This window comes from Glutamicibacter soli, assembly GCF_052322135.1.
In the GTDB taxonomy this organism is placed as follows: domain Bacteria; phylum Actinomycetota; class Actinomycetes; order Actinomycetales; family Micrococcaceae; genus Glutamicibacter; species Glutamicibacter soli.
The window spans coordinates 2,670,847-2,691,944 of the sequence record NZ_CM125969.1 but is presented as its reverse complement, the minus strand read 5'-3'; the positions used below and the strand labels follow the sequence as shown (position 1 = coordinate 2,691,944).

Annotated in this window: 19 protein-coding genes and 3 tRNA genes; 11 read left to right on the top strand and 11 right to left on the bottom strand. The window is 63.8% G+C overall.

What is annotated here, in order from left to right:
- Positions 1-89: 89 nt before the first annotated feature.
- Positions 90-887 carry an ABC transporter substrate-binding protein gene (locus ACTX90_RS12780; protein ID WP_047119776.1) on the bottom strand — a complete coding sequence of 266 codons (798 nt, stop codon included), beginning with the start codon at positions 885-887 and terminating at the stop codon, positions 90-92.
- A 170-nt stretch (positions 888-1,057) separates the two neighbouring features.
- Complete coding sequence (locus tag ACTX90_RS12775; protein WP_052772449.1) at positions 1,058-2,395, bottom strand: isochorismate synthase; 1,338 nt, start codon at positions 2,393-2,395, stop codon at positions 1,058-1,060.
- Between the two features lie 305 nt (positions 2,396-2,700).
- Here ACTX90_RS12775 and ACTX90_RS12770 point away from each other — a divergent pair, with 305 nt between their 5' ends.
- Entirely contained in the window at positions 2,701-3,798 is a 1,098-nt protein-coding gene (locus tag ACTX90_RS12770) for a polyprenyl synthetase family protein (RefSeq protein ID WP_047119775.1), read from the top strand.
- A gap of 81 nt (positions 3,799-3,879) precedes the next feature.
- Here the strand turns inward: ACTX90_RS12770 and ACTX90_RS12765 are convergent, their stop codons facing one another.
- The 3 genes from ACTX90_RS12765 to ACTX90_RS12755 are packed head-to-tail and all read right to left on the bottom strand — an operon-like array spanning position 3,880 to position 6,249.
- Positions 3,880-4,392, bottom strand: coding sequence for an HIT family protein (locus ACTX90_RS12765; protein WP_113607458.1), 513 nt, complete (start codon positions 4,390-4,392; stop codon positions 3,880-3,882).
- Positions 4,392-4,826, bottom strand: a complete 435-nt coding sequence (locus ACTX90_RS12760) for a hypothetical protein (RefSeq protein WP_113607457.1) — start codon at positions 4,824-4,826, stop codon at positions 4,392-4,394. Before ACTX90_RS12760 ends, ACTX90_RS12765 begins: the two co-directional genes overlap by 1 nt.
- 19 nt (positions 4,827-4,845) lie before the next feature.
- Positions 4,846-6,249 (bottom strand): PucR family transcriptional regulator, encoded by a 1,404-nt coding sequence (locus ACTX90_RS12755; protein ID WP_113607456.1) that lies wholly within the window; start codon positions 6,247-6,249, stop codon positions 4,846-4,848.
- 116 nt (positions 6,250-6,365) lie between these two features.
- On the opposite strand from ACTX90_RS12755, the gene ACTX90_RS12750 reads away from it, so the two are divergent.
- The 3 genes from ACTX90_RS12750 (at position 6,366) to gabT (ending at position 9,654) form a co-directional block, all read left to right on the top strand.
- A complete protein-coding gene (locus ACTX90_RS12750; protein ID WP_047119771.1) occupies positions 6,366-7,973 on the top strand; it encodes a sodium-dependent transporter in 1,608 nt (535 codons plus the stop codon).
- Between the two features lie 2 nt (positions 7,974-7,975).
- Positions 7,976-8,113, top strand: a complete 138-nt coding sequence (locus tag ACTX90_RS12745) for a methionine/alanine import family NSS transporter small subunit (RefSeq protein ID WP_113607455.1) — start codon at positions 7,976-7,978, stop codon at positions 8,111-8,113.
- Between the two features lie 197 nt (positions 8,114-8,310).
- Positions 8,311-9,654, top strand: coding sequence for a 4-aminobutyrate--2-oxoglutarate transaminase (gabT, locus tag ACTX90_RS12740; RefSeq protein WP_053798557.1), 1,344 nt, complete (start codon positions 8,311-8,313; stop codon positions 9,652-9,654).
- A gap of 300 nt (positions 9,655-9,954) precedes the next feature.
- On the opposite strand, the gene rarD is transcribed toward gabT, so the two are convergent.
- A complete protein-coding gene (rarD, locus tag ACTX90_RS12735) occupies positions 9,955-10,893 on the bottom strand; it encodes an EamA family transporter RarD (RefSeq protein ID WP_113607454.1) in 939 nt (312 codons plus the stop codon).
- A gap of 256 nt (positions 10,894-11,149) precedes the next feature.
- Here rarD and htpX point away from each other — a divergent pair, with 256 nt between their 5' ends.
- Positions 11,150-12,028 (top strand): zinc metalloprotease HtpX, encoded by an 879-nt coding sequence (gene htpX / locus ACTX90_RS12730; protein WP_047119768.1) that lies wholly within the window; start codon positions 11,150-11,152, stop codon positions 12,026-12,028.
- Between the two features lie 86 nt (positions 12,029-12,114).
- Here the strand turns inward: htpX and ACTX90_RS12725 are convergent, their stop codons facing one another.
- On the bottom strand, positions 12,115-12,603 hold the full coding sequence (locus ACTX90_RS12725; RefSeq protein ID WP_047119767.1) for a YajQ family cyclic di-GMP-binding protein: 489 nt from the start codon (positions 12,601-12,603) through the stop codon (positions 12,115-12,117).
- 181 nt (positions 12,604-12,784) lie between these two features.
- On the opposite strand from ACTX90_RS12725, the gene ACTX90_RS12720 reads away from it, so the two are divergent.
- Positions 12,785-12,866 (top strand) — tRNA-Tyr (locus ACTX90_RS12720).
- Positions 12,867-12,993: 127 nt separating this feature from the next.
- Positions 12,994-13,368 (top strand): thioredoxin, encoded by a 375-nt coding sequence (gene trxA, locus ACTX90_RS12715; protein WP_047119766.1) that lies wholly within the window; start codon positions 12,994-12,996, stop codon positions 13,366-13,368.
- Positions 13,369-13,386: 18 nt separating this feature from the next.
- On the opposite strand, the gene ACTX90_RS12710 is transcribed toward trxA, so the two are convergent.
- Positions 13,387-14,358: a DNA-3-methyladenine glycosylase family protein gene (locus ACTX90_RS12710; protein ID WP_443442193.1), complete on the bottom strand. Its 972-nt coding sequence runs from the start codon at positions 14,356-14,358 to the stop codon at positions 13,387-13,389.
- A gap of 139 nt (positions 14,359-14,497) precedes the next feature.
- Between ACTX90_RS12710 and ACTX90_RS12705 the strand changes: the two genes are divergently transcribed.
- Together ACTX90_RS12705 and ACTX90_RS12700 are read left to right on the top strand one after the other, a co-directional pair.
- The gene (locus ACTX90_RS12705; RefSeq protein ID WP_443442192.1) at positions 14,498-15,862 is read left to right on the top strand and encodes a cystathionine beta-synthase; all 1,365 of its coding nucleotides are present in this window, start codon (positions 14,498-14,500) and stop codon (positions 15,860-15,862) included.
- A gap of 25 nt (positions 15,863-15,887) precedes the next feature.
- A complete protein-coding gene (locus tag ACTX90_RS12700; protein WP_053798553.1) occupies positions 15,888-17,045 on the top strand; it encodes a cystathionine gamma-synthase in 1,158 nt (385 codons plus the stop codon).
- A gap of 142 nt (positions 17,046-17,187) precedes the next feature.
- Here the strand turns inward: ACTX90_RS12700 and ACTX90_RS12695 are convergent, their stop codons facing one another.
- Complete coding sequence (locus tag ACTX90_RS12695; protein WP_047119762.1) at positions 17,188-17,616, bottom strand: hypothetical protein; 429 nt, start codon at positions 17,614-17,616, stop codon at positions 17,188-17,190.
- Positions 17,617-17,921: 305 nt separating this feature from the next.
- Here ACTX90_RS12695 and ACTX90_RS12690 point away from each other — a divergent pair, with 305 nt between their 5' ends.
- Entirely contained in the window at positions 17,922-19,811 is a 1,890-nt protein-coding gene (locus tag ACTX90_RS12690; protein ID WP_113607452.1) for a DEAD/DEAH box helicase, read from the top strand.
- A gap of 602 nt (positions 19,812-20,413) precedes the next feature.
- Here the strand turns inward: ACTX90_RS12690 and ACTX90_RS12685 are convergent.
- Both ACTX90_RS12685 and ACTX90_RS12680 read right to left on the bottom strand, forming a co-directional pair.
- Positions 20,414-20,485, bottom strand: a tRNA-Thr gene (locus ACTX90_RS12685).
- A 259-nt stretch (positions 20,486-20,744) separates the two neighbouring features.
- Positions 20,745-20,975, bottom strand: coding sequence for a hypothetical protein (locus ACTX90_RS12680; RefSeq protein ID WP_146956040.1), 231 nt, complete (start codon positions 20,973-20,975; stop codon positions 20,745-20,747).
- A gap of 28 nt (positions 20,976-21,003) precedes the next feature.
- Here ACTX90_RS12680 and ACTX90_RS12675 point away from each other — a divergent pair.
- Positions 21,004-21,075, top strand: a tRNA-Thr gene (locus ACTX90_RS12675).
- The last annotated feature ends 23 nt before the right edge of the window (positions 21,076-21,098 follow it).

Here is a 21,098-nt window from a genome sequence, read left to right as displayed (position 1 = left end):
CTCTCATAAAGGTCGCGGGGGCCGCCGCGGCGCCCGGATCAGGGCGTCGCTCGGCCCCCGCGTCTAAATAGTCCGTTAGCGACGAGGACTTACTTCTCGCCGAACCACTTCACGGTCAGCTCTTCCATTTCACCCGAATCGGTCAGGCGCTTCAGGGTGCCGTTGACCAACTCGAGGGTGGCGGCCTGCTCCAGCGGCACTCCGACGCCCAGCTGCTCGCCGGTCTTGAAGTCGGCGACCACCGCGTAGCCCGGCTTGTCCTTGATCGCGTAGCCGAGCACCGACTGGTTGCCCAGCAGCGCGTCAACCTGGCCGGCCAGCAGGGCCTGGGTCTGCAAGCCCGCGTCCTCGTAGCCCACGATGTTGCTCAGGCCCTGTTCCTTGGCGTACTTCTCGCCGGTGGTGGCCTGCTGCACACCCACCTTCTTGTCCTTGGCCGTGGCCAGATCGGTGATGCCCGAACCGTCCTTGGAAATCAGCACCAGGTCGTCATCCATGTACGGGGTCGAGAAGTTCATCTTCTTGGCGCGCGCATCGGTGATGGACAGCGAGGAAATGGCAATGTCGCACTGGGACTTGAACAGGCCGGATTCGATGGAGTCGAAGCTTGCGTCGATGACGTTCAGCTCAACCTTGGCATCCTTGGCGATTTCCGCGGCGATGTCCATGTCGAAGCCGACGTTCTTGCCGCCCTTGACGAACTCGAATGGCTCGTAGGGGATGTCGGAGCAAACGGTGAGCTTGCCTGCGTTGAGGAAGGTCGGCCCACCTGCGGCGTCTGCCGAAGGCTCGGCCGAACCGCTATCGGAGCCGCAGGCGGTCAGGGCCAGAAGTGCCACGGAAGTTGCTGCCAGGGTGGTGGCAAAACGTTTCTTGGTCAGACGCATAGGATCAAAACCTACTTTCGGGTAATGCGAGTGGATCATTGCGTACGCACAATCATAACCACGCTACAACGAGGATGAGATTCACCTCACACACGTGTCGGGGAGCATAAGTAAAACTTGTGCTCAAATCCGACCATTACCTGACCAGCACGAGGAAGCCGGCTAGGGCACTACTCGGCGCCCAGCGCCTGGCGCATCGGGCGCATTTTCGCCCATGACTCGGCCAGCTCGTCTTCGGGCACCGAGCCTGGAACGATGCCGCAACCGGCGTAGAGGCGCATGTGGTTTGCATCCTCCAGAATGCCTCCGCGCAGCGCGATCCCGAATTCGCCGTCGCCGCGCGAGTCCACCCAGCCCACCGGGCCGGCGTAGGGTCCGCGGTCCAGGCCTTCCAGCTGGCGCAGCACCGCTCCGGCCTGCTTCGTGGGAGTGCCGCACACCGCGGCGGTCGGGTGGAAGATCTCCGCGATGTCCAGTGCTGAGGGCAGCGCCCCGCGCTCGTCCGGGCGCAGTTCGGCGCGCACGTCGCTGGCCAGGTGCCAGACATTGGGCAGCTGCAGGATGAACGGCTCGTCCGGGGACTTCATGCCGTGGGAAATCGGGTTCAGCGCTTCGGTCAGCGAATCGATGGCCAGCTGGTGCTCGTGGCGCTGCTTGGGGTCGTCGAAGAGCCGGCGCTTGGCAAAGTCCGGGGCGTCAGCCCCTTCGGTGGCCCGGTCCAGGGTGCCGGCCAGCACGCGGGCCTCGGCCAGTCCGTTGGTGACACGCACCAGCATCTCGGGGGTGGCGCCCACCAACCCGTCCACCGAGTAGGTCCAGCAGTTGCCGTAGCGTTCGGTCAACGCGGTCACGACATGGGACAGGTCGATCGGTGTGGTGCTGCGGGCCATGATGTCCCGGGCGAGCACCAGCTTGGAGATGCCTGACTCGCTGAACGTGCCCAGCGCCTGGCGCACCGCGTCAAGGTAGGCGCCGGCGGTCAGCTGTCCGCTGGTCAATTCGATCTCGCCCTGGGTCGTCGGGGCTAGTGCCGCTTCGTCCTTAGCGGCCCGGGCGCGTTCCAGCGCGGAGTCGAGAGTCAGGCCAGCCAGCTGTTCGGCGCTGCCGGTCACCGTGATCCACGACTTCTCGTCATCCTGCCCCAGCACGATCTGGGGGATCACCAAGCGCGAGTCGAAGGCGCTGGTGAAGGAGAAGGCGAAGGACCCGAACGCGATCAGGCCGCTGCCGGGCCGGTTGATCGGGTCGGTGATCTGCGCCTGTGAGAGCAGCTGCGCGAACCAGGTGCGCGCCTCGACGAAGCGCTGTTCGCCGCGGGTAGTCAACCGCGCGGCGGTCCCGAATCCCACCAGCCCGCGTCCGCGCCGCGTCCAGACCATGCTGCCGTGGCGCAGGGAATCGGAGATGAGATGCTCGGAGGCACCTTCGTACTCGAAGGTGATGCTGGTTAACGCTGGTGCCGAGGCATGAAGGCCGCTGGCGCCGAGAACGGACGAATCTGCAGACATGATAGGGCTAAGCCTACCGCGCAATGACCACCGGCGACTGGAGGAGGTGTCCGCTGTCACCACGCCGGATGCAGCTGTGACTTTCAGCGGGTTGCGCCGCGCCATCGCGCGCGACCCGGTAAACTCGGTGTTGACCAGTTTCGCGGCCCATTGCCATGCCATAAAACGCGGCAAGCGCCGGTCTGCGAGCGTTCAGTGGAACGCATCGGATAGAGTGAAGTGATGTTTGTGCGCCACCAGCGCGGGCAAGCAGTCCTCGTTCAATGCGATGACCAAGCCGATGAAAGATAGTAAGCCGTAAAACAGTGACTGATTCCAAGAGCAACTGGACCGCAGCCGGACACGAGGTGTCCGACTCGATTGAGCTGAATCCTGAAACCGCAGTGCTTGCTGCGGCCATCAATCTTCCCTCGGGCTTTGCACTGATCGCCGAGGATCCCGAATTCGGACCTGCCATCTCCATGGGCATGGCCAAGGTGGAGAAGCTGCTGCGCGATGCGCTGGCCAACTCCGACCCGTTGATTGATGCCTCAAGCCGACACCTGGTGGAAGCCGGCGGCAAGCGCGTGCGCCCGCTGCTGGTGCTGCTGACTTCCCTGCTGGGCGGCGGCGTGACCGACGAGGTCATCAAGGCCGCCGCCGTGGTCGAGCTGACCCATCTGGCAACCCTGTACCACGATGACGTCATGGACTCCGCGCCGATGCGCCGCGGCGCTCCCACCGCCCATGAGGTCTGGGGCAACTCCGTGGCCATCCTGGCCGGAGACCTGATCTTCGCCCGCGCTTCAGTCTTCGGCGCCGACCTGGGCCCCGAAGCGGTGCTATGGCAGTCGCGCACCTTCGAGCGCCTGTGCCTGGGCCAGCTGCACGAATCCATCGGCCCGCGTGAGGGCGACGACGCCATCGCCCACCACATCCAGGTGATCAGCGACAAGACCGCCTCCCTGCTGGCGACCTCCGGCGCCTTCGGCGCCCGCTTCGGCGGCATCCCCGAATTCATCGAAGTGCTGCGCGAGTACGGCGAGAAGGTCGGTGTGGCCTTCCAGGTCGCGGACGACGTCATCGACATCGCCTCCAAGGAAGCCGACTCGGGCAAGACCCCGGGCACCGACCTGCGCGAAGGCGTGCCGACCCTGCCGGTGCTGCTGCTGCGCCAGGCCGCCGAGAACGGCGACGCCGCCGCGCAGGCGGCCGTCGAGCTGGTGGATTCGGACCTGACAAGCGACGAGGCTCTGGCCAAGGCCGTGGAAGCCGTCGCCGCCCACCGCTCCGTCCAGGACGCCTGGAGCGTGGCTCGCCGCTGGGCCGACGACGCTATCGAGGTGCTGGCTCCGTTGCCTGAAGGCACCGTGAAGAGCGCGCTGATCTCCTTCGCAGACGCCGTGGTGACCCGCGAAGCCTAGCTCCGGCGAACCGTCCAAGCAACGAAGTCCTGCACCTCCCGGAAGGGAAGTGCAGGACTTCATTGGTTTAAGCCGCGGTTTTCAGCACCGCAGGTCGGACTCGTAGAGCCGCTGCGGGTGTTCGTCGCTGAAGAGCGCCGCGCGCAGCTGCTCGGCCTTCGCGGCGCGGTCCTCGACAGGAACCCGGTGGCGCAGCTGGCGGTAGAGCTCGTCGTCCCAGTACCGCGGGAAGACATGCTGGTGGTAGTGCCAGACATGCTGGTTCCCGGCAGGCTCGTTGTGCTGGCGGGTGCTGGTGCCGTCCGGATTCCACGCCAGCTTCATGGCCAGCGCGATACGCCGGGTCTCGCGCATGATCGCGGCGCCGATCTGCTCATCCAGGTCGTACAGGGATTCAAGATGGGCGGTCGGGATGATCATCACGTGCCCGCCGAAGTTCCCGAAACCGTCGCAGGCCATGATCGCCGCGACCTGGTCGGTCTGGTAGATCATGTCCGTCGGGGCGCACAGGTTGTCCTCGCTGAAGGGCAGGTTGTTGACCAGCTCGCAGAACGGGCACTGGTAGCCGTGCGGTTCGTGGGAACGGTAGAGCACTAGTCCTCCAGCTCGGCAGCTAATTCCTCGAAGACCCAGGCGAACATGTCCAGGGTGAATTCGCTGAAGGTGCCCTCCTCGCTGACCCAGTTGCCCTTGGCGTTGTTGCGGCGGTAGACAATCGGATCCGGCACCTCGAGCTGGGACTGCTTGAAGCCCCACACGAACTTCTCTTCCTCGTCCTCGAGGAACAACAGGTAGCCGTCCTCGATTTCCAGCTCTTCGGGATCGAAGAAGTAGTGGTAGGCCTCCATGAAATCGTCGTTGTTGCCCAGGGCGAGGTAGAACTCCTCCAGGACAAAGGGGATCTTGACCTTGGCCTCGGCCAGGCCGTCTGCCAATTCCCCGGCGCTCAGGCCATCGGCTTCGTTCCACTGGTCCTCAAGGTATTTCGGGACGAGTGAACGGAACTTCTCTAGAAACATGTCAGCCATGCGTTAATCCTATCCAGAACTAGCGCAGCTCAAGTGCACTGAGCGCAATCCATAGTTGGACCCGGTCACTGGTGACGTTCGGGTCGTAGCCGGAGAGCTCGGCAATTTGCTGCATGCGGTAGCGCACGGTGTTGCGGTGCAGCCCCATCGATTCGGCCACCGCTCCCACGGAGCCGTCGCGGTTCAGGTACTCGCGCAGGGTGCGCATCAGCCCCGAGTCGTGGGAGGAATCGAAATCCTGGATGGGGCCCAGCGCCTCGGCGGCCAGGTCCTGCAAGGGCACGTCGCGGGCGGCCAGCAGCAGGGAGGTCAGCGAGAGCTTGGTGGGGACATTGACGCGTTCGCCGTGGCGCAGCGATTCCAGGGCCTCGAAATAGCTCCACCGGATGCCGGTGGTGTTCGAGTAGCGTCCGCCGTAGCCGACCTTGGCGGGGATGCCTGCGGTGGCCAGGTAGGTGTCGAGCCGGTCGATGGACAGCTGCACCTGCTTGTACGCCACGATGACCACTAGCCGGTCCTCGACGATGGCGGTGACCTGCGAGGCGAGGTCGGCGGGCAGGGGGAGTGTCTGCAGCCTGTCGGCTTGGCCGCTGGCCTGCACCAGCACCACCGAGTGCTCGCGCTGGGATTCCAGGCCCAGCGCGCCCAGGCGGACCGCCGCGTCCGATCCGGACAGCGCTCCGGAGGCAAGGTCGGCCAGCACCTGCCCGTTGGCCAGGCGCCGCGAGGCGCGCAGCCGGGACTTGTTGGTCAGCTCCAGTCCGATCAGCGACTGGGCGTATTCCACGATGGGGTCACGGGTGTAGGGCTCGGCGATGTGCAAGGTGCAGCGGTCGCGCAGCCCGGTGGCCACCGGCAGCTCGTGCCAGGCCCGCCCCGGATCGAAGTCGCCGCTGATCACTTCGCCGTGCAGGCTCAAGGCGACGTCGGTGCTCAGCATCTTGGACAGCTCGGTGAGCATGCGGTCCAGATCCGAAGACAGCAGGGACTGGGCCAGCTTCTGGTGGGCGCGCAGCAGGTTCTCAACACGCTTGACGTGGTCTGCGTTCAGCGCTTCGGCAATCAGGCGCGAAATCGCCGCGAAAGGAGTTTTATAGGGCACCTCGATGACCGGCAGGCCCACCTCTCGGGCGGTTTCAAGTACCGGACCCGGTACGCTTTCGTGCTCCAAGCCGATACCGAACCCCAGCGCCACCACATCGTTAGCCGCCAGCGTGCGAACGAAATCGATCTGCGCCGCGGCCGACTTCTGGCGGACTCCGGTGGTCAGCACGATCTCGCGGCCGGTGAGGAATTTGGAGGGGTCCAGAAGCTCAGTCACCGCGCCCCATGTGATCGCGGTCTCCAAGGAGTGTGTAGGATCAGTCAAAGCCTTTAAACCAAGCTCGTCATGATCCAGCAGTCCGCGTAAACTAATTGCCATAGGTTCATTCTATGGTGCGTCTGCTGCTGCAAGGATTTGCGCAAAATGCTCAAAAACTTGAGTGAAAGATGCCGAAAAGTGACCACATTGCGAAATTTTTGCGCTAGCTTAGTGACATGAGCTCTCAATCATCTACTCAGGGCGCTCCGCTCGCATCAGACAAGCGTGAGACTTTCTCGTCACGCAAACTCTTCATTCTCTCCGCGATCGGTTCGGCCGTTGGTCTAGGAAATATTTGGCGTTTCCCCTACGTCGCCTACGAAAACGGCGGCGGCGCATTCCTCATCCCTTACCTGGTTGCCATCCTGTGCGCCGGTATTCCGCTGCTGTTCCTGGACTACGCAGTCGGCCACCGCTACCGCGGGTCGGCCCCGCTGTCCTACCGCCGCGCGAATCGCAAGGCCGAAGTGCTCGGCTGGTGGCAGGTTCTGATCTGCTTCATCATCGCCATCTACTACGCAGCCATCATTGCGTGGGCCGCCATGTACTGCTGGTTCTCCATCACCAAGGCCTGGGACAAGAACCCCGACGGCGCCGGTGGATTTTTCATGAACGACTTCCTGAAAGTCCAGGAAGAAGTCACCGTTGGCTTCGACTTCGTCGGCCCGGTGCTGATCCCGATGTTCGCCGTCTGGCTGATCGCCATCGTGATTATGGTGGCCGGCGTGAACAAGGGCATCTCCCGCGCCAACGCCATCTTCATGCCGCTGCTGATCATCATGTTCCTGGTCCTCGTGGTCCAGTCGGTCTTCCTGCCCGGCGCCATCGACGGCCTGAACACCTTCTTCACCCCGAACTTCGAAGCGCTGAAGAACCCGAGCGTCTGGGCTGCTGCCTTCGGACACATCTTCTTCTCGCTCTCCGTGGCCTTCGGCATCATGGTGACCTACTCCTCCTACATGAAGCGCAAGAGCGACCTGACCGGTTCCGGCTACGTGGTGGCCTTCGCCAACTCGAGCTTCGAGCTGCTGGCAGGCATCGGCGTGTTCGCCGCCCTTGGCTTCATGGCCTACAACGCGAACTCCAGCGTGGACGAGGTCGCGGTCAGCGGCATCGGCCTGGCATTCATCGCCTTCCCGACCATCGTGTCGCAGGCGCCGCTGGGTTCGGTCATCGGCGTGTTGTTCTTCGGTTCGCTGGTCTTCGCCGGCTTGACCTCCCTGATCTCGATCCTCGAAGTGATCGTGGCGGCGTTCCAGGACAAGCTGGGCTGGCGCCGCGCACCGGCGACCCTGATCGTGACCATCCCGGTCGCGCTGATTTCCCTGGCGCTGTTCCCGACCACCACGGGCCTGTACCTGCTGGACACCATGGACGCGTTCGTGAACCAGTTCGGCATCCTTGCCTGCGCACTGGTCATCGTGATCGTCCTCGGCGCCGGCCTGGGCATGCTCCCGAAGCTGGCCAAGCACCTTAACCGCCACAGCTCCATCAAGGTGGGCACCGGCTGGAAAGTCCTGGTTGGCGGCGTCGGCCCGGCAGCGCTGGGCTACATGCTCATCAACGAAGTCCAGACCAAGATGGCCGAGCAGTATTCCGGCTATCCGGCATGGTTCAACGGTGTCTTCGGCTGGGGCATGGCCGGTGCGCTGATCGTGGGCGCAATCATCTTGTCCATGGTTCCGTGGAGCAAGAAGTCCAAGCTTGATGACCCGGAATTCCACCAGCACAAGAAGAACGTCGAAGCCGAGGAAATTCCGGAACCCGCAGGAAAGGAATACTGACAATGAGCGCACTGGCGATTGTCTTCATGATCATTTCGATGCTCACCATCTGGGGCGGCCTGGCCCTAGCCCTCATCCACCTGTCGCGTCACCCGGAGAAGACCGATGACGACGTGATCGAGCCGGCACACTCGCTGTAGCCTCGATTCACGGCAGCACCAGCGCGGCTCCCGTTCCTTCGCGGAACGGGGGCCGCGCTTTGTCTGTGCACTTGCACTACCAAGCCGGCAGCTCCTTGTGCTGAATCCGGTAGTGCAACGTTTCGCGCCAACATATTCTGCTACTAGAACTTTGCATTCCTCGGCGGATGCAAGAGCCATAGTGAGAGGAAAAGCTGGTGGACGTTACCTACCGCATTGAACAGAAGCGCAAGCTCGAAGGCCCATTCCCAGGCCCCAAGTCTCAGGAGCTGACCGCTCGCCGCGCCAACGCGGTGGCAGCTGGCGTCGCCTCGACCCTCCCGGTGTACGCTGCAGACGTTGACGGCGGCATCATCGTCGACGTGGACGGCAACCAGCTGATCGACCTCGGCTCCGGCATCGCCGTGACCACCGTTGGCGCCTCGAACCAGGCAGTGGCCAAGGCCGTCGCCGAGCAGGCCCAGCGCTTCACCCACACCTGCTTCATGGTCGCCCCGTACGAGGGCTACATCGAGCTGGCAGAGAAGCTTGCCTCCATCACCCCGGGCAGCTTCGAAAAGCGCGCCGCATTCTTCAACTCGGGCTCCGAGGCAGTGGAGAACGCCATCAAGGTGGCCCGCGTGGCCACCGGCCGCCAGGCAGTGGTTGCCTTCGACCACGCCTACCACGGCCGCACCAACCTGACCATGGGCCTGACCGCCAAGGCAGCTCCGTACAAGCGCGGTTTCGGCCCGCTGGCGCCGGAGATCTACCGCATGCCGATGAGCTACCCATACCGCGAAGAGAACCCGAACATCTCGGGCAAGGAAGCCGCTGAGCGCGCCATCCTGGCCATGGAGAAGCAGATCGGCGGCGACCAGATCGCCGCGATCATCATCGAGCCGATCCAGGGCGAGGGCGGCTTCATCGTCCCGGCCACCGGCTTCCTGCCTCGCATTGCCGAATGGGCCAAGGAAAACGGCATCGTCTTCGTCGCCGACGAAGTCCAGGCCGGCTTCGCCCGCTCGGGCTCCTGGTTCGCCTCGGACATCGAGGAAATCGAGCCGGACATCATCACCGTGGCCAAGGGCATCGCCGGTGGCATGCCGCTGTCGGGCATCGTGGGCCGCGCCGAACTGATCGACGCCGTGCACGGCGGTGGCCTGGGCGGCACCTACGGCGGCAACCCTGTTGCCGTGGCAGCTGCGCTGGAGTCCATCAAGTTCATGGAGGAGCAGGACCTCTCGGGCCGCGCCCGCGAGATCCAGGAGCAGTTCTTCACCCGCTTCACCGCGCTGCAGAAGGACGTCCCGGCAGTGGGCGACGTCCGTGGCCGCGGTGCGATGATCGCGCTGGAATTCGTCAAGGCCGGCGGCAAGCAGCCTGACGCAGCCGTAACCAAGGCCATCGCCGACGAGTGCCTGGCCCAGGGTGTCCTCATCTTGACCTGCGGCACCTACGGCAACGTTGTCCGCCTGTTGCCACCACTGGTCATCGGCGACGAGCTGCTCACCGACGCGTTCGATGTTCTGGAAGCAGCAATCCGCAAGCACGCCGCCTAATTGGCAGCGAACGGATAAACCCACCGCAAACGGCATCCCGCACAGCTCGCGCTGTGCGGGATGCCGTGCATTAACCGGGGACTTCCCGGCCTTCCGCGTCGCACCCGCGCGGGGAGGCACCCGGCCGGGCGCTGCAGGCGACCTGTCGGCCGGGAAGTGAAGCAGCACGGGACGGGTGCGCTGGAGCGGCCAGAAGGCCTCAAGAAGCGGGGCATGCGGTTCAGCTAATGAACAAGGCCCGCAGCTGCTTTCCCGAAGAACTGGAAGAAGCTGCGGGCCTCGCTGCGCGCGGAGGGAGCCTTAGACGAGCTGCTTGGGCTCCGGCATGGTGCCGGCCTTGGGCGCGCGCAGCATGTCGACCAGTACGATGATGACGGCGATCCAGACCAGCCCGAAGCCGATCCAGCGTTCCACCGGCATCTGCTCGCCGAAGACCAGCAGTCCGAGGATGAACTGGATCAGCGGAGCCAGGAACTGCAGGGAGCCGACGGTGCTCAGCGGCAAGCGCCGGGCAGCCCCGCCGAAGAGCAGCAGCGGCACAGCGGTAATGATGCCGCTGGCGGCCAACAGGAGCACCGTGGCCGGATCGGCCGCAAACAGGGCCGAGGCGTCGGCCATGGCTAGCCAGCCGATGAACACGGCGGCCAGGGGAGCGAGCCACAGGGTCTCCATGGTCAGTGTGCCCAGCGCAGTGCCGCTCTGGCCCACCTGGTTCTTCACCAGGCCGTAGAAGCCGAAGGAGAAGGCCAAGCCCAGGGAGATCCACGGAACCCGGCCCAAGCCGATGGTCAGCACGATCACCGCGAGGCAGGCGAAGCCCACTGCCACCCATTGCAGGGTCCGCAACCGTTCCTTCAGCACCAGCACGCCCAGCAGGATCGCCACGATCGGATTGATGAAGTAGCCCAGCGACGCCTCCAGCACGTGTCCGGTCAGCACCGCCACCGCGTAGAGCACCCAGTTCGCCGCGATCAGGAAGCTGGCCAGCGCCAGCTGCCGCATGGTCTTGCCTTCCTTGAACATGGCCGCGAACTGGCGCATCTGCTTGGTCGCAAGCAGCAGCAGGACGCAGAAAACCAAGGAGAAGACCACTCGGACCGCAACGAACTCGAAGGCCGAGATCTGCGGGAGCATGAGGAAATAGACCGGGAGCAGGCCCCAGATGAGGTAGGCGGTGCTTCCCTGGATCAAGCCGTAGCTGTGCTGCGAGCGGATGGGGTTCACGGTGCGTGGTGTCATGCGGCGGATCGGCTTTCGAACAGGGAGGACTGCGGTGAGCCCGGAAACTTCTTATCAAGAAGTGGATACAAATCACACGCTATAACATCGAGCCGTGCGCGGCGTTCCCCGTTTCGCTTCATTAACCGCCGGCGTTGCCAAGATCACCCTGCCGCGGCGCAGGTTTTCTCCCCGCAGCGGAACGGTGCGGCGTTTCCGTACGTTGACTAGACTAGGAAGACTAAGTACGAATTCATGACTAGGGGAGTACGCCATCGTGCATGGACACAACAACGGATTCAAGACGGCCCTTTTGCTTGGCGGCATGTTTGCGTTGCTCCTGGCAATTGGCTCCCTGATTGCCAACGGCACCGGCAACGCCAGCTTCATCTGGATCTTCGCCCTGATCGGCGTGGCCACCACCGCGTACGGCTACTGGAACAGCGACAAGATCGCGCTGCGCTCGATGCATGCCTACCCGGTGACCGAGGAGCAGCAGCCGGAAATGTACCGGATCGTGCGCGAGCTGTCGATGAATGCCCAGCAGCCGATGCCGCGCCTGTACGTTTCGCCAACCGCCTCGCCGAACGCGTTCGCGACCGGACGCAACCCGGAGAACGCCGCGGTGTGCTGCACCGAGGGCATCATGCAGCTGCTCAATGAGCGCGAGCTGCGCGGGGTGCTGGGCCACGAGCTGATGCATGTCTACAACCGCGACATCCTCACCTCCTCGGTGGCGGCGGCCATCGCCGGCGTGATCACCTCGCTGGCGCAGTTCCTGCTGTTCTTCGGCGGCGGAAACAACAACGAGAACCGCAACGTCAACCCGATCGCGCTGATCGCGCTGTCCCTGCTGGCTCCGATTGCCGCGTCGATCATCCAGATGGCCGTGAGCCGCACCCGCGAGTTCGACGCGGACGAGGACGGCGCCAAGCTGACCAACGACCCGCTGGCCCTGGCCAGCGCGCTGCGCCGGCTTGAAAGCGGCATCAGCGCGGCCCCGTTGCCCGCCCAGGATCAGAAGCTGGTCAACAGCTCGCACCTGATGATCGCCAACCCGTTCGGTTCGAAGCTGAAGCAGATGTTCTCCACCCACCCGCCAATGGACCAGCGTATTGCGCGCCTGGAGTCCATGGCCGGCGGCCAGCAGTACTAAACTCCGGTATCGCACCGGTTAGATGGAAATAGGCGAGGAGCCCCGGCAGGGGCTCCTCGCCTAGGTCGTACCGCAGCGGTGGACGCTTAGCGGTAGTTGATGAACTGGAGGTCGGCTTCTTCGAAGTCCTTCAGCAACGCGATGATGCTCTGCAGGTCGTCGCGGGACTTGGAAGAGACGCGCAGCTCGTCGCCCTGGATGATGGACTTGACACCCTTCGGGCCCTCGTCGCGGATCAGCTTGTTGATCTTCTTGGCGACATCCTGAGCGATGCCCTCCTTGATGGCGGCTTCGATGCGGTATTCCTTGCCCGAGGCGAACGGCTCGCCGGCGTCCAGGGACTTCAGCGAGATGTTGCGCTTGACCAGCTTGGACTGGAAGACGTCGAGGACTGCCTTGACGCGCTCTTCCGAGGCGGCCTTCATGAGGATCTTCTCGCCGCTGAAATCGATCTCTGCCCCGACGCCCTTGAAGTCGTAGCGCTGCTGGATCTCTTTTTGGGCCTGGTGCAGCGCGTTGGCTACTTCCTGGCTGTCCACCTTGCTGACAACGTCAAAACTGGAATCGCTAGCCATGTGAATACTCCTAGATGTAACGGTTCAGATTCGAGTCCAAGACTACCGGGTTTGGGCCCCGAAAACCGGCTGTGATCAGGGTTACAGCAAAAAGACCCCTCTCGATTTCACATCACTGAAAATCTCCTGTAGAGTTATTTCTCGTTCCGACAAGAACAAATGTTCTCAAACGGAGCGACTCGGCAGATTACCCGAGTGGCCAAAGGGGGCTGACTGTAAATCAGCTGGCAACGCCTTCACTGGTTCGAATCCAGTATCTGCCACAAATAACTCCCAGATCGAAAGATCTGGGAGTTTTTTGATTAACCGGAAGCTATTCCCGAAATGGCAAAGGTTTGTTAAATCTCCCATTTCTGGGTATTCACCGCGCTCGTCCGCTACCGTGTAAGCATGGCAACTAAAAATGTGAGCGAAAACGATTTCGCGCAGCTGATCGAAGAGAACGACATTGTCCTCGTGGATTTCTGGGCTGCGTGGTGCGGCCCCTGCCGCCAATTCGCCCCAGTGTACGAGCAGACCTCGGAGAAGTTCACCGATGTCGTCTTCGCGAAGGTCGACACCGAAGCAGAGCAGGGCCTGGCCCGCGCCGCCAACGTCACCTCCATCCCGACCATCATGGCATTCCGTGAAAAGGTCCTCGTGTTCTCGCAGGCAGGCGCACTGAACGCGAGCCAGCTCGAAGACCTGGTCACCGCGGTCAAGGGCATCGACATGGGCGAGGTCCACGCGCAGATCGCCCAGGAAGCCGCCCAGGCGGAATCCTAAGCACCTACGCTTCGGGTTCTAGCGCTCCCGGTGATCCAGCGGTGCATAGCGGGGCCCGAAGCTTTGCTTCCGTTCGCCCGAAAGCTGCAGCAGGCGAACCACTCGCTGCCGATGCGGAGCGAACGGAGCAAGAAGTTCCATCATTCCGGCGTCATCCACACGCCTTCCGGTGAGCACCTGGCCCACGAACGCGGCCAGATGGAAATCTCCCACCGAAACGAAATCCGCCGAACCGTGCGAACGCTGCAGCGTCTCGGCCACGGTCCACGGACCAATACCCGGCAGCGAGAGCAACGCAACCTCCAGAGTCCCGGGTTTTCTCGCCGCCGGCTTCGCCGCGTCAATCGGCTGACCGGCCCACCACTGGAGGCTTCCAGCCGCCGCCGCTACCTGGCGCAGGGCAGTTGCCCGCTTCTGGTCCACGCGCGCGGCCTGCCAATCCCAACGATTCATCGTAGCGATCTGGGCCGCACCTGGGGCGATCCGCAGCCCATCGGGCACCGGTCCGGGCGCCGGCCGTCCCTTATGGCGGATCAGCCAGCGCCATGCGTAGTTCGCCTCGATCCCCGTGACTCGCTGCTCCAGCACTGCGCCCAGCAGATGCTCGAAGATCCGGTTGGTCCGCGGCAGGACGACGTCCCGGTGCAGGGTGCGGGTATGCTGCACGATCTCCGGCAACGTGGCGCTGAACTCCGGAGCGTCGAAACCGCTCCAGTCATCGCTGGCGCCCAGTAGATCCGGGGCGCAATCCACGGCCCAGTTGGCGCCGGGACCCCACCCCTGGAATGTTGCAGGCGCGTTAAGCGTGGGCTTGAGAATTCGCAGGGAGGCGTCGCCCGCCGGCGTCGTGAACGCCAACCAGGCCTCGGAAGCGGACAGCCGGATGGTCGGATCGCCCAGACCGCGGCGCAGAACACCTAGCGACCTGCCCAAAGAGACCGGTCCCTGCGGGGCGTAGGTTCCGGTGACTGCGTCCTGGTCCAATTGCATGCTCGGCTGCTTCCTTTCCTTATGCCGGCCCGCCGCCGTGCGGCCCGTGTTAACACCGTGGATGGGCGTGCGGGGACTGCGTGACGTTAAGCTACGAACGGCAACGACAAGTGTGACACCCGCCGGTAAAGTTCTTGACATGAAGTATGCGCCTACTGTTTTGGACCTGATCGGCAACACACCGCTCGTCAAGCTCAACCGCGTGACCGAAGGCGTCAAGGCCACGGTACTCGTGAAGCTCGAATACCTGAACCCGGGCGGCTCCATCAAGGACCGCATCGCGCTGAAGATGATCGAGCGCGCCGAGCAAAGCGGCGAACTGAAGCCCGGAGGCACCATCGTGGAGCCCACCAGCGGCAACACCGGGGTCGGCCTGGCCATGGTGGGGCAGCTTAAGGGGTACAACACCGTCTTCGTCACCCCGGACAAGGTCGGGGAGGAAAAACGCGACGTGCTTCGCGCCTACGGTGCCGACGTCGTGGTGACCCCCACGGCGGTAGCTCCGGATTCTCCTGAATCCTACTACGGGGTCTCCGACCGCTTGGTCACCGAAATCGACGGCGCCTACAAGCCGGACCAGTTCTCCAACCCCGGAGCCCCGGACAGCCACTTCGAAACCACCGGACCTGAAATCTGGACCGACACCGACGGCAAGCTGACCCACGTGGTGATCAGCGCCGGCACCGGCGGGACCATCACCGGCACCGGGCGCTACCTCAAGCAGATTTCCGCCGATCGCGCCTCCGGCCCGGTCAGGGTCATCGCCGCGGATCCGGATGGCTCGGTCTATTCCGGCGGCACCGGCCGCCCGTACTTCGTCGAAGGCGTCGGCGAGGACATGTGGCCCGGCAACTACGACTCGGCCGTGCCCGACGAGGTCCAGGCGGTCACCGATGCCGAAGCCTTCGCCATGACGCGCCGGCTGGCTAAGGAAGAAGGCTTGCTGCTGGGCGGCTCCTCCGGCATGGCCGTGGCTGCGGCCCTGCGTATCGCCAAGGACCTCGACGAAAACGACGTTGTGGTAGTCATCGCCCCGGACGGCGGCCGCGGCTATTTGGCCAAGATCTACAACGAATCATGGATGCTGACCCAGGGCTTCACCGGCGAGCAGAACTCAGAGCTGCGTCGCGTGGCCACGGCGTTGGCGACCGAACCGGTCATGACAATTGGCCCGGACGCCACGCTGGCCCGGGCTGCCGCGTTGCTGCGCGAATCCGGAGCCGACGCGCTGGTCGTCGCCACGGCGCAGCTTCCGGCCCGCATCGGCGAGGTCCGCGGGGTCGTCGGCGCTGGCCAGCTCACCGAGGCGCTGCTTGCCGGGGCCGCTCCGGACAGCACCTTGGCGGACCTGGAATCGCTGCCGGTCCCACTGCTGGGAGTGGGGGAGAACCTGGACCGCGCACGCCAGTTGCTGGAGCATTGCCCCGCCGCGCTGCTGACCGAAGACGGCGAGGTTGTCGCCGCACTGACTTCATCCGACCTGCTGGCCTATGTCACCCGCTAGAGATTTCGCAAAGGACACACTTTCAATGACTGAAAATCCCCAGGGATCCAACACCCGTTTCGTCCACGCCGGCCAGGCCTTCGAACCGGTCACCGGCGCCGTGGTGCCGCCGCTGCACTTTTCCTCGACCTACGCCCAGGACGGCATCGGCAACCTGCGCGGTGGCTACGAGTACGGCCGCGGTGGCAACCCGACCCGCGACGCGCTGCAGGCCCAGCTGGCCGCCGCCGAGCACGGCACGCACGCCTTCTCCTTCGGTTCTGGACTGGCCGCCGAGGATTCGCTGATCCGCGCCATCCTGCGCCCCGGTGACCACATCGTGCTGGGCAACGACGCCTATGGAGGAACCTTCCGCCTGATCGACCGCGTGCTGGGTGCCTGGGGCATCGGCAACACCCCGGTGGACATGGGCGACGATGCGGCGCTGGCCGCGGCCATCGAGAAGAACAAGGCGAAGCTGGTGTGGGTCGAGACCCCGTCCAACCCGATGATGAAGATCACCGACATCGCCAAGGCCGCGCAGATCGCCCACGCGGCCGGCGCGCTGCTGGTCGTGGACAACACCTTCGCCAGCCCGTTCCTGCAGCAGCCGCTGACCCTGGGCGCGGACATCGTGGTGCACTCGACCACCAAGTACATCGGCGGCCACTCCGACGTGGTCGGCGGCGCGGTGATCGTCAAGGACTCCGAGCTGGCCGAGAAGATCGGCTTCATCCAGTTCGCCGTCGGCGCGGTCTCGGGTCCGATGGACGCATTCCTGACCACCCGCGGACTGAAGACCCTGGGCGTGCGTATGCGCACCCACTCGGAAAACGCCGCGCAGGTGGCAGCCTGGCTGGGGGAGCGCAAGGAAGTCGAGCGCGTGCTGTACCCGGGCCTGGAAAACCATCCGGGCCACGACATCGCCAAAGCGCAGATGAGCGGCTTCGGCGGCATGGTTTCCGTGCAGTTCGCCGGCGGCGAGGCCGCGGCCCGCAAGGTCGCGGAAAGCACTCGCCTGTTCACCCTGGCCGAATCGCTGGGCGGCATCGAATCGCTGATGAACTACCCCTCGGAAATGACCCACGCCTCGGTCAAGGGCACCGAACTGGCAGTTCCGGTGAACCTGCTGCGCCTCTCGGTGGGCATCGAGGACGCCGCGGACCTGATTGACGACTTGGAGCGGGCCTTCTCCGCGCTGTAGCCGAGGCAGGAGCCCCGCGCCGGAGGAAAGCCATCCGGCCGAGAACTGAAAATGCGCGCTGAACCCGTCTCCGGGTTCAGCGCGCATTTTCGGTCTTTTCTCTGGTGCCCGGAGGCCCGGGTGCTGCGAGGCGGAGTGCCCGTCAGCGCGGAGGCACCGGGCCGCGTTTGCGTGGCTTGGGGGAGACCACCTTGAAGTAGCGGTTGCTGGCCGGCACCCACATCAGCGCGACACTGAACAGCACAATGGCCGCCAGGATCGAATAGCGTCCCATGCGCAGCACCATGGGCAGCGCCGCGATCAGCCCGACCCAGGTCAGCTGGGCCCGCGCCGAGCGCTGGCCGAGAAACAAGCGGTAGGCCAGAACGCCGAAAGCGACGCCGGCCGCCAGCAGCAGCGCAACCAGCGACATGGCCGCAAGGTCCAACGAACCGCGCTGGGTCTGCTCGTAAACCAGGAATGCCCCGAAGCCGAGAAAGAGCACTCCGGCCAGTACCCAGAGCAGCTGCGAGATGAGCAGCCCGCCGGGGACCGGCTCGTCCGGACGCCTTGGAAAATCACGAATATTCACGGTTTCAAGCCTACTGGGTGAGTAGCGGTGCCCGATCTCACACACCCCTGGCGCTGACAAACAGGGGCAGGGTTCGTTAGCATTAAGTGTTCGCGAACATCAGGGTATCCCTTGCATCTGGCCCAATTTTTGAGGTTAGAGCCTTCTCGTGTTGTATCTCCGCAAAGTGTGTGCGGGTCTTTATGTCATAGGGGAGCGCTTGATGAGCGTGACTTGTTTTCTGACTGTGTAGCCTTGTGTCGTTTCTTTGGGGACGGCTAGGCCTATTCCCCTAACGAATGAGGTAATTCTTCGTGTCTTCTGACATGCCCGTAAACACTGCCGACACCCAGACCACCGAGGAACCAACGGTTACCTTCAGCGAACTTGGTCTTGATGCCCGCGTGCTTGCTGCACTGGCCGACCTGGGCTACGAAAAGCCGTCGCCGATCCAGGCCGCCACCATTCCGCTGCTGCTCGACGGCCGCGACGTTGTCGGTCTGGCCCAGACCGGTACCGGCAAGACTGCCGCTTTCGCATTGCCTGCGCTCTCCCGCATGGCAGAGCTGGCCGACCTGAACGGTCCGGCCACCACCCCGCAGATCCTGGTTCTGGCACCGACCCGCGAGCTCGCGCTGCAGGTTGCCGAGGCTTTCACCTCCTACGCCAAGTACCTTCCTGACTTCACCGTGCTGCCTGTCTACGGCGGCTCGCCATACGGCCCGCAGCTGGCCGGCCTGCGCCGCGGCGCACAGGTTGTCGTCGGCACCCCGGGTCGCGTGATCGACCACATCAACAAGGGTTCCCTTGACCTGTCCAACCTGCAGTACATGGTGCTGGACGAGGCCGACGAAATGTTGCGCATGGGCTTCGCCGAAGAGGTCGACAAGATCCTGGAAGCCACCCCGGAAGAGAAGCAGGTTGCCCTGTTCTCGGCCACCATGCCACGCACCATCCGCCGCATTGCTTCAGAGTACCTGCGCAACCCGCAGGAAGTCGCCGTCAAGTCCAAGCAGACCACCGGCGCCAACATCACCCAGCGTTACCTGCAGGTCATGGGCGCCCACAAGCTGGACGCCATGACCCGCATCCTCGAGTCCGAGGAATTCGACGGCGTCATCGCCTTCGTGCGCACCAAGATGGCCACCGAGGACCTCGCCGACAAGCTGAAGGCCCGCGGCTTCACCGCTGCAGCCATCAACGGCGACATCCCGCAGCAGCAGCGCGAGCGCACGGTCGAGAACCTGCGTTCGGGCAAGATCGACATCCTGGTCGCCACCGACGTTGCCGCCCGCGGCCTGGACGTCGAGCGCATCTCGCACGTCGTGAACTTCGATATCCCGCACGACACCGAGTCCTACGTGCACCGCATCGGCCGTACCGGCCGCGCAGGCCGCAAGGGCGACGCGATCCTCTTCATGACCCCGCGTGAGAAGTACCTGCTGCGCGCCATCGAGAAGGCTACCCGCCAGTCGGTGACCCAGATGCAGCTGCCTTCCCTGGATTCGGTGAACAACCGCCGCATCCAGAAGTTCACCGACCGCATCGATGCAACCATCACCGGCCAGGACCTGGGCACCTTCCGCGAAATCGTGGAGCAGTTCGCCGCCCAGCACGAGGACCTGGACCACCTTGAAATCGCTGCGGCCCTGGCCCTCATGGCCCAGGGCGGCCGCCCGCTGCTGATGACCGAGCCGGTCATGCCACCATCCAAGAAGGCCCGCCTGGAGCGCGACCGCGCAGACCGTGGCGATCGCGGAGAGCGCGGCCCACGCCGTGGCAAGACGGCCGCCGAGGGCAACGCCATGTACCGTCTGGCAGTTGGCCGCCGCAACCGCGTGCAGCCGGGCTCCATTGTTGGCGCACTGGCCAACGAGGGCGGCTTCAACTCCTCGGAAATCGGCGGCATCGAGATCCGTTCGGACCACACCTTGGTCGAGCTGCCAGCCGAGCTGAGCAAGGACCAGTGGCGTGCACTGTCCAACACCCGCATCGGCGGCGAGCCGATCAACCTGGAGCTGGACTCCGGCCGCAAGCCGCGCCGCGATGACGACTCGGATCGCGGCGGTTACCGCGGCGGACGTGGCGGCAGCTTCAACGACCGCAAGCGCTCGGGCGGCTTCCGCGGCGATGACCGCCGTGGCGGCGGCGACAAGCGCTTCGGCGGACGAGGCAAGGATCGCTTCAGCGATTCGGCTCGTCGCCGCGACTACTAAGCCGCCAGTGGCTTAGCCAGCGTGAACTGAGAACCCCTGGGAAAGACCGCAAGGTCATACCCAGGGGTTCTTCGCATCCCGGGGCTTGCTTGGCGCCGCCGTAGCCAAGAACTCGCCATGATGTGGGAATGCCTGGTCTCCGGCGTCTTGAGGGGCCTCAGGGACACCTGAATGCCGGACGTGGCCCCACGGGAGCCGCACGAACTCCTGAAAGGCCGTCAAATCCGCTCTGGCGTGCGAAGAGGTGATTCATCGGCGGCGGGGAATGAGTGGCAAACGCAGCCATTCTACGCTCAAATCCAAAAGGCTCAGGGTAAGCAACGCCCGAGCGTGGGTTCGCTGGCCAAAGCCTGATCAGTCCAACCGGGGATGCAGTGCTTGATCCGAGGGGTGATGACTGGCAACAGCGCGAGAACCTTGCAAGCGGCCGGAAAGGTCTTGAAGGATTGCAGAGCCATGCGTAGTTCAGTGATTTGGACTCCGACTAAAGCGCTGTGAATGCCAGAACGCGAAGCCCGCTAAAACGGCAATGAATACCACAAGAAAAACGCAGGGAAACGAAAAGAGAGACAATCTGAATTCAGATTGTCTCTCTTATTTCGAGCCCCCTGCCGGAATCGATCCGGCGACCTCGTTCTTACCAAGAACGCGCTCTACCACTGAGCTAAGGGGGCAACGAGTAATAACTTTACACAGCTTTCGGTTGATTGCAAAATCCTGAGCGGATATGTCGTTGAGGTCACATCATTCCTACTCAGGATGGTATTAGCGACGCTGGCACCAAAGAGATGTGAGGTGGCGGAAATTATGGCGATGTGCCACGTCGCTCCGCCGGCATTCAGGCGGTGGAGCCGGATTGCCAGGAGTGGGTCCCTGTGGGTGCGGTGCTGGAAAGAATCGCGACCAGCGATGATTGGGTGCGGCCCGTGACCTTTATTGGGTCGCCCGTTCGCCGCGGGCAGGAGCTGGAGATTTTATTATCGGGTGGCAATTATTTGCCAATTTTTCGACCCCGAAACGGCCGTGAGCATCGTCACTTACGGTGTTCTTGTCCCATTCTTCGTCCCGCGCCGCCTTGCGGTGATCAGTATTCTCTACCTGACTTGGGTTTATCCATGATTCCGGGTGGTGATCCCGGGGGTGGTTGGCGATTTTTGTTTCCACGAAAACCCGTGTAGAGTATTTACTCGTTGCCCCCTTAGCTCAGTGGTAGAGCGCGTTCTTGGTAAGAACGAGGTCGCCGGATCGATTCCGGCAGGGGGCTCTGAGTGAGAAGCGATCTTGGCT